The following is an 8,345-nucleotide window of genomic DNA, read 5'->3' on the forward strand; positions in this document are numbered from 1 at the left end:
ACAGAAATCCAATCCTAAAATTTATTTAGGACAGATGTGTTTAAATATATAATGTCAATTACTAAGTCAGAAAATTTTGCACTAGAATATTATTTGGTTCGCGGGTTTAAAGGAAAATTTTATGTAAAACAAATGATCTATTAGCTTGCTAGTGTTAAATGATTTTGAAAGTTCATTATAAAACTATAAATTAGTTTATGAGCACTTGCAGTTAAAACGTATGTCAAACCAGTGAGTTATTCGGTGAGCAGGGGAAATGTAGGCTTGTAATTTACTGATAAATAGATTGATGTAGGTAGATTTCGATTCCCCTACGGGCTACAAAAGATAAAACCTGCAAATATTTTTGCAGGTTTTTTTGTTTGAACCCAAGCGAGCAGCAAATGATACAGCTTGATCCATAAGATCTCCGAATAGCGGGCTAATTCTCCAGTCAGCCAAAGCAAAATGCTTTTCACATGCCAACCTTTTTTCAAAATAATATCCAAGAAGTGGTGTGTACGCAAGTATGTGGTCATCTTTATTTGCTGTGATACAAATAAGCAGTTTATTGAGATAATTCTATAGTATCAGAATCTTTACAATCCCTAAATTTGAGTAATCAATTATAGAAAGAAAACCTTAGAGAAGCATTTAGAAAGTTAAATCAGAAATCATTCGTCCATTTTCTTCGTGAAGAAAAAATAGTGTAGAGCACGGGGAATGAGAACCGTTAAGGTCGATAGCTATTGTGAGTTTAAAATAGAAAAATAAGTAGAAAAGTAATTTTAAAAACCGGAAGACTTTGAATCGATTGTCAGAAAGTCTTTTTTTAGCTTAAGATAGCTAATACCATTTAGCTTTATATAAAAGTAACCAATTATGTGGAAATTAAAACTAAGCGTTCGCCTAATAATAGGGCGGGCCTCAATCCGTTCGTCCTAAAATTATCCTATAACTATCAGTGATGTTAATGAAATTTTAATGGATATATCGCAAAATCGGTGAATCTGGGATTCGTTGACCGTGATATAGTAAAGTTGTTCAAATAAAATTCTAACCAATTAAAAAAACCTTATGAGAATGAAACAAATAGCGACTAATAGTTGGTTTCTAAATCGGATGATTTGGCCCATTATGGTGCTTTTTTTGGGCTTTGGAAGCTGCAAGAATGACAATCTTGGCAGTATTTCAGAAGGTGTGCCCTTTGATCCTTCGCAACCTGTTGTTGTTTCGGACTTCGCTCCCAAATCAGGAGGTATGGGACAACGACTTGTGATCTATGGAAAAAACTTTGGAAACGATCCAAAAAATGTAAATGTTTTTATTGGCGGGAAAAAAGCTGTAGTCATTAATGCTTTGGGTGAATCACTCTATTGTCTCGTACCGAAGCAGGCTTTCAAAGGTGACATTGAAGTGCGCGTTGGAGGAGAGGAAAAGCCCGTCGTCGGAAAGGCATCCGCAAATTTTGACTATCAGCGTAAACTTGTTGTATCGACTCTAGCGGGGTATCGAAACGCACGTGGTGATGAACCTTGGAAAGACGGGAAGTTTAAAGACGCGGATCAGAATCAGATGGCAAGCGGCTTTTGGCTTTCTTCTTTTATGAAGTTTGATCCCCTAAATCCAAAGCATCTTTGGATGACATTCGATAACAATAATGGTCTATATCTTATCAATTTTGAGGATAGTACCATAACAAAAAAACGTTCGGATTTTGATCGCCCGCGTAGTGTCGACTTCTCTATGGATGGTAATTATATGATTGTGGCTCAGGATCGTGGCGGAGAGAATGATGAATCTACTCTGTTATTTTCGCGTGCAAGAAATTTCCTGGATAAAGAAGTCTTGACAAGAAGTAAACAATGTAATGGGGCGTCTATCCACCCTGTCAATGGTGAAATGTATTTTAATAGCTATGCGAAAGGCGAATTTTTTCGTTTTGATCTGAATCAATACTTTGTTGATAAAACGACTAAAGCAGAGCAATTATATGTAATCCAGGATCCGGAATGGGAATATCGGGCATTAATTCATCCCAGTGGAAATTACGCCTATATTTTGGTCATTAACCAAGGCTATATTATGCGTGCCGATTACAACTGGGAAAAGAAACGTTTTAACCAGCCTTATCTTGTTTGTGGAAAAGTAAGGGAATCGGGATACAAAGATGGTGTGGGTTCCTCTGCTCGTGTCAATCAACCTTATCAAGGCGTTTTTGTTAAAAATCAAGCCTATGTGGAAGCAGGCAAGCCGGACCCTTATGATTTTTATTTTACAGATCTTAATAATCATGCGATTCGTGTGCTTACGCCTGAAGGGGCTGTAACCACCTTCGCTGGTCGCGGAAGCTCAAGTCTCAATAGTAATCCGTATGGATATGTTAATGGTGATTTGCGTGATGATGCTCGTTTTGATCGTCCATCAGGTATAGCATATAATGAGCAAGAAGGGGCCTTTTATATAGGAGACCGAGAAAATCGCCGGATTCGCAAGATTGCGTTGGAAGAAATGGATGAAAGTAACCAAAATTAACCTGTGATAAAATGATAAATAAAATATTGTTAACATGTATGTTGCTTCTCTGTGTGACCTTTGGTGTGTTGGCGCAGGATATTCTTGAAGTAACGGGTGTAGTTGTTGATGGCCAGAAAGCACCAATAGTTGGTGTCAGCATCTCAGTTAAGGATGCGCCTGGGTTGGGAACTACGACCGATAATAAAGGAAATTATAAAATTAAAGTTGAGCGTTATAAGACGCTTGTATTCTCATCTGTGGGGTATCAGAAACAAGAAGTACTAATCAAGGATACGCATGCTGTTAATGTGACATTGAAAGAATCTGAGACTAGTGTGCTCGAAGAAGTCGTAGTTACTGGTACGGGTACACAGAAGAAGTTGACATCGACCGCTGCAACGAGTAGTGTGGATCTAAACACGATGACAAAGAATCCAACGTCAAGTATAAGTAATGCCTTGATCGGGAATGCTCCTGGTGTGCTGGGGATGATGCAGTCGGGGCAGCCTGGAAAAAATATTACAGAGTTCTGGATCAGAGGTATTTCTACCTTCGGTGGCGGAGCGTCGGCTCTTATCTTGGTCGATAATATTGAGCGTGACATAAACGATATCAATATTGAAGATATTGAGACGATCAATATTCTTAAAGATGCAGCTGTAACTGCGATCTACGGTTCAAAAGGAGCAAACGGTGTTATATTAATTACCACAAAGCGGGGTAAAGATGGTAAGATCAGTATCAATTTTAAAGATGAAAATATCTACAATACCCGGACTATTACACCTGAGTTTGAAGATGGTATTACCTACGCAAATCTCCTAAATGAAGCGCGTATTACACGGAATTTTGAACCTATTTATCAGCCAGAGGAGCTTGAAATCCTACGCTTGGGCTTGGACCCCGATTTATATCCAAATGTCAACTGGAAAGATCTATTGCTAAAAGATGGAGCGATGACTTATCGGGCCAATCTAAATATGACTGGTGGTGGGTCGACTGCTCGTTATTTTTTGTCAGGAAGCTACATTAATGAGGGAGGGATGTATAAAACGGATGAAACTTTGCGCAACGATTACAGTACAAATGCAAATTACAAAAGATATAACTACCGCTTAAACACCGATATTAACGTGACCAAAAGCACTGTGCTGAAAATTGGCGTTGCGGGCTCCCTTAATAAAAGAAATAGCCCCGGCTTAGGAGACGATGACTTTTGGGGTGTGCTCTTTGGTTATTCGCCAATTCGTACGCCAGTATTGTATTCGAATGGTTACGTTCCTGCTATTGGAGCTGGAAATCAAACTAATCCTTGGGTAGTTGCTACACAGACTGGATACAATGAAACCTGGCAAAATAAGATACAGACAAATATTTCTATTGAGCAAAATTTTGACTTTATTACCAAGGGATTACGGTTTAGAGGAATTTTGGGCTACGATACAAATAATGACAATAATATTCAACGGCGCAAATGGCCGGAACAGTGGCGGGCCGAACGTGCACGAGATGAAAATGGCAATTTGATATTTACGCATATTTCTGATCCGCACGAACTGTATCAGGCAAGTAGTGCTAGTGGTGAGCGTCGCGAGTTTTATGATATGATGTTCAATTATGATCGTAGTATTGGTGATCATAACATTGGTGCAGTTGCTCGCTTTACGCGTGATGCGCTTGTTCGTACAGTTGATCTTGGTGATGATATTAAAAATGGAATCGCAAAAAGAAATCAAGGGTTAGCTGGACGTCTGACTTATAATTGGAAATCACGCTATATTGCTGATTTTAACTTTGGGTATAACGGGTCAGAAAACTTTGCTCCAGGTAAACAATATGGCTTTTTCCCGGCTGTTTCAGCAGCATGGAATATCGGCGAAGAACCTTTTGTAAAGGAAAATATCTCCTGGATGAATATGTTCAAAGTGCGCTATTCTTGGGGAAGAGTGGGTAATGATCAATTGGCTGGCGGTGTGCGCTTCCCTTATTTATCGACCATCTCGCAAGTAGATGGAGGTTATGACTGGGCTGATTATGGATTTGAACGCCCGTATGTAGCTATGAAATATAGTCAGGTGGCATCCCCTAATGTGACTTGGGAAATGGCCACAAAAAGGAACTTGGGATTTGATTTGGCGCTCTTTAAAGATAAGATTATTGCCAACTTGGATTTCTTCAATGAGCAGCGTACCGGGATTTATATGGCCCGTAATTTTCTACCTGGTATGGTTGGACTAGAATCTGTACCAAGTGCTAACGTGGGAGCGGTGAAATCCAATGGTTTTGATGGTCGTTTAGAATACAAACAAAAGTTGGGGGAAGTAAATTTAACGGCCAGAAGTAATATTACGTATAGTAAGAACGAAATCACTGAGATTGATGAAGAAAATAATGTGTATGGCTACCAAAATCAAAAGGGATACCGCGTTGACCAAGCAAAAGGACTTATTGCGTTAGGCTTATTTAAGGACTATGATGATATACGGAATAGCCCAAAACAGGTATTCGGAAATTACCAGCCCGGAGATATCAAATATAAAGATGTCAACGGTGACGGTATTATAGATGATGGCGATCGTGTTGCGATTGGCGCAACGAGACGTCCCAATTTGATTTATGGCGTAGGATTGTCAGCGAGTTGGAAAAGTTTAGATTTTAGCGTCCATTTTCAAGGAGCGGGGAAATCAACTTTTTTCACCTATGGAAAAACTGTATATGCCTTTAGTGAGGGAGAATGGGGGCAGGTGCTGAAAGGTGTGATGGGCGATAACCGTTGGATATCGGCAGACCTATCTGGTGACCCATCAACAGAAAATCCCAATGCCTCTTATCCAAGATTGAGTTATGGTGCGAATCCCAATAATTTTAGAGAGTCGACTTTTTGGTTAAAAAATGGTCAATATGTTCGCTTGAAAACGCTCGATATTGGTTATACCTTGCCAAAAGCACTGACCAATCGAATTAAGACTAATAGCGTTCGTGTTTTTTTTACGGGCTCGAATTTATTGACCTGGTCAAAATTCAAGCTTTGGGATCCCGAGTTAGCGACACCAAGAGGAGAGGATTATCCGTTACCTAAATCGTTTACATTTGGCATCAATGTCAATCTATAAAATTTAAAAAAGATGCAAAGAAAGAATCTATATATTGCGATGATGCTCGTATTTAGCGCAAGTGTTGTCTCGTCATGCAAAAAGGATTATTTAAAGTCCGATCAATATTTTAAGGATCGACTCAACATAGAGAAAACGTTTAAAAGTAAACTCTATTCTGAAGAATGGCTTGCACATGTATTTGAAGAATTCAGGGGCGAAAATGCCGATGTTGCGAGTAAGGGAAATACTCCACATTGTTTCGCGGATGACATGTACTTTGGTGACCGGGATCGGGATTATGACCCTTCGAAAAATGAATTGTCCTACAACATGTTTAAAATGGGGCAGTACACCGAAAATGATAAGCAAGGAACCTGGACACAATCTTATCGCGGGATTCGCAATGCTTCGACCTTTATTCAGAATATTTATATGAATAACGAAATGTCTGCAGCTGAGATCTCCGATTATAGGGGGCAGGCACGTTTTGGAAGGGCTTATCTTTACTGGTTATTGCTCCGTAAATATGGCCCGGTGCCATTATTACCGGACGAAGGTTTGGATTATACCGATAGCTATGATGATCTGGCTATTCCGCGAAGTACTTATGAGGAATGTGCAACCTATATCAGCGATGAATTGTTACAAGCTGCTAAAGAAATGGAATCTTTAGGGATGAAACGTGGGCAGGACGGTTCGGCAAGACCAACTGTTGGCGCGGCTTTGGCTACACGTGCTAAAGTGTTACTCTATGCCGCAAGTCCATTGGCGAATGGTAATAATTCCGGCTATGCGGCACTTTTGGTGGATAAACAAGGTAAGCGATTGCTTTCAGCAGAATTTAAGGAAGAAAAATGGGCAAAAGCTGCAGCAGCCGCACGAGATGTGATCGAACTGGGGCTATACAAACTTTATACAGCGCCCTTTCAGGAAACGGGAGATGATGCGACAGTTAAACCTCCTGAAGATCATAATTTTTCAGACAAAAGTTGGCCCGAAGGGTGGGCAAATATTGATCCCACGAAATCATATGCACAAGTATTTGATGGCACATTATCGGCATCGGGTAATCCAGAATTAATCTTTACACGTGGCAAAAATCAACCCAATGAAGGAATTGACCAAATGGTGATCCATCAACTACCTCGTTCTGCAACAGGATGGAATACCCAGGGGCTAACACAGAAACTTGTCGATGCCTATTATATGAATGATGGAACAGATGTCCCGGGTAAGGATAAAGAAATAGGGCGTGGAAATGGCTCTAATAGAAGTACAGGATATGTTACCCAAGACGATTATAATGCAAAAAAATATAGACCATTGCGCCCAGGTGTTTCTTTACAATACGCAAATCGTGAGCCGAGGTTTTATGCTTCTGTTTCGTACAGCGGTAGTTTTTGGACTTTGTTGAATGAAACCAAGGAAGAAAATCGTAACAAACAAATTTTTTATTACAGTGCTGATCCAAAAGGAAATGGCTTTAACTCTGCTAATGGTTATTGGTTGCGTACAGGTTTTGGTGTTAAAAAGTTTGTTCACCCAAGTGATACCTATGAAGGTGGTGTTGGATCGCGTATCGTTCCAAAGGCAGAACCCGCGATCCGTTATGCCGATATATTACTGATGTATGCCGAAGCATTAAATGAATTAAGTGGTTCTTTTACGATTCCATCTTGGCGTGGAGGAAGTTATACGATAAGCCGTGATGTAGCTGAAATTAAAAAAGGTATTCAGCCTGTTCGCATCAGAGGTGGAGTTCCTGATTTTTCGGCGAGTGTATATGGAAATAAGAATGAATTGCGTAATACAATAAAGCGTGAACGTTTTATAGAGCTGATGGGTGAGGGACAACGTTATTATGATTTACGTCGTTGGATGGATGCTCCCGTTGAAGAAGCTTTGCCGGTTTATGGCTGTAACGTCTTGATGAATGAAAAGGAACGTGATCTTTTTTATCAACCTGTTGCGATCTGGACATTGAAAACGACCTTCGCGGATAAAATGTGGTTTTGGCCAATTAGTCATACAGAGCTCAAACGCAATAAGAATTTAACACAAAACCCTGGTTGGACTTATAATGATTAATCAACTATGCAATTTATGAAAAAGTCATCTATACAGCTTTTTTTCCTGATGGTATTATGTGCATGCTATGCATGCAACGATGAATGGAAAGAGGAACAATTTGAACATTACGTTTCATTTAAAGCCCCTCTGGAAAATGAGGGTGTCGCAAATATTTATGTCCGTTATAAAGAGGGGCAAAAAACTACATTTCTACAGCCGTTGGAAGTGAGTGGATCGACCACAAATAATACGGATCTTTCAGTAGGTGTTGCGGTGGATTCCGATACATTGGGCATATTGAATTATGAACGTTTTCAGACCAGAGAAGATTTCTATTACAAGCAGTTGAATAATACGTATTTTTCTATCCCTGAGACCGTAAATATAAAGTCGGGGGAGAACACCGCGTTAATGGCTATCGATTTTTCGTTAAAAGGAATTGATATGGCCGAAAAATGGGTGCTTCCATTGACGATTTTGGAGGATCCCGCTGCTAAATACAAAATAAACCCTCGAAAATATTATAAGAAAGCATTGCTGCGTATAAATCCTTTCAATAATTATTCAGGAACTTACAGCGGCACAGCCTTAAAAGTTGTGATGGATGGGCATGAAAGTGAGACCCCGATTGTCAAGAGCCAAATAAGAAGTTATGTAGTTGATGAAAATACAGTTTTCTTTTAT

At 39.7% G+C, this 8,345-nt stretch carries 4 protein-coding genes; all 4 read left to right on the plus strand.

What is annotated here, in order from left to right; genetic code table 11:
- The first annotated feature begins 1,062 nt into the window (after positions 1 to 1,062).
- Positions 1,063 to 2,514 carry an IPT/TIG domain-containing protein gene (locus B2X72_RS19785; RefSeq protein WP_198386007.1) on the plus strand — a complete coding sequence of 484 codons (1,452 nt, stop codon included), beginning with the start codon at positions 1,063 to 1,065 and terminating at the stop codon, positions 2,512 to 2,514.
- An 11-nt stretch (positions 2,515 to 2,525) separates the two neighbouring features.
- Positions 2,526 to 5,609: a SusC/RagA family TonB-linked outer membrane protein gene (locus B2X72_RS19790; RefSeq protein ID WP_232475648.1), complete on the plus strand. Its 3,084-nt coding sequence runs from the start codon at positions 2,526 to 2,528 to the stop codon at positions 5,607 to 5,609.
- A 12-nt stretch (positions 5,610 to 5,621) separates the two neighbouring features.
- The gene (locus B2X72_RS19795; protein WP_088159785.1) at positions 5,622 to 7,679 is read left to right on the plus strand and encodes a RagB/SusD family nutrient uptake outer membrane protein; all 2,058 of its coding nucleotides are present in this window, start codon (positions 5,622 to 5,624) and stop codon (positions 7,677 to 7,679) included.
- A 15-nt stretch (positions 7,680 to 7,694) separates the two neighbouring features.
- The coding region (locus B2X72_RS19800; protein WP_286851203.1) for a DUF4973 domain-containing protein at positions 7,695 to 8,345 on the plus strand (651 nt) is incomplete at its 3' end.

This window comes from Sphingobacterium sp. UBA7253, assembly GCF_002472745.1.
Taxonomy (GTDB): Bacteria; Bacteroidota; Bacteroidia; order Sphingobacteriales; family Sphingobacteriaceae; genus Sphingobacterium; species Sphingobacterium siyangense.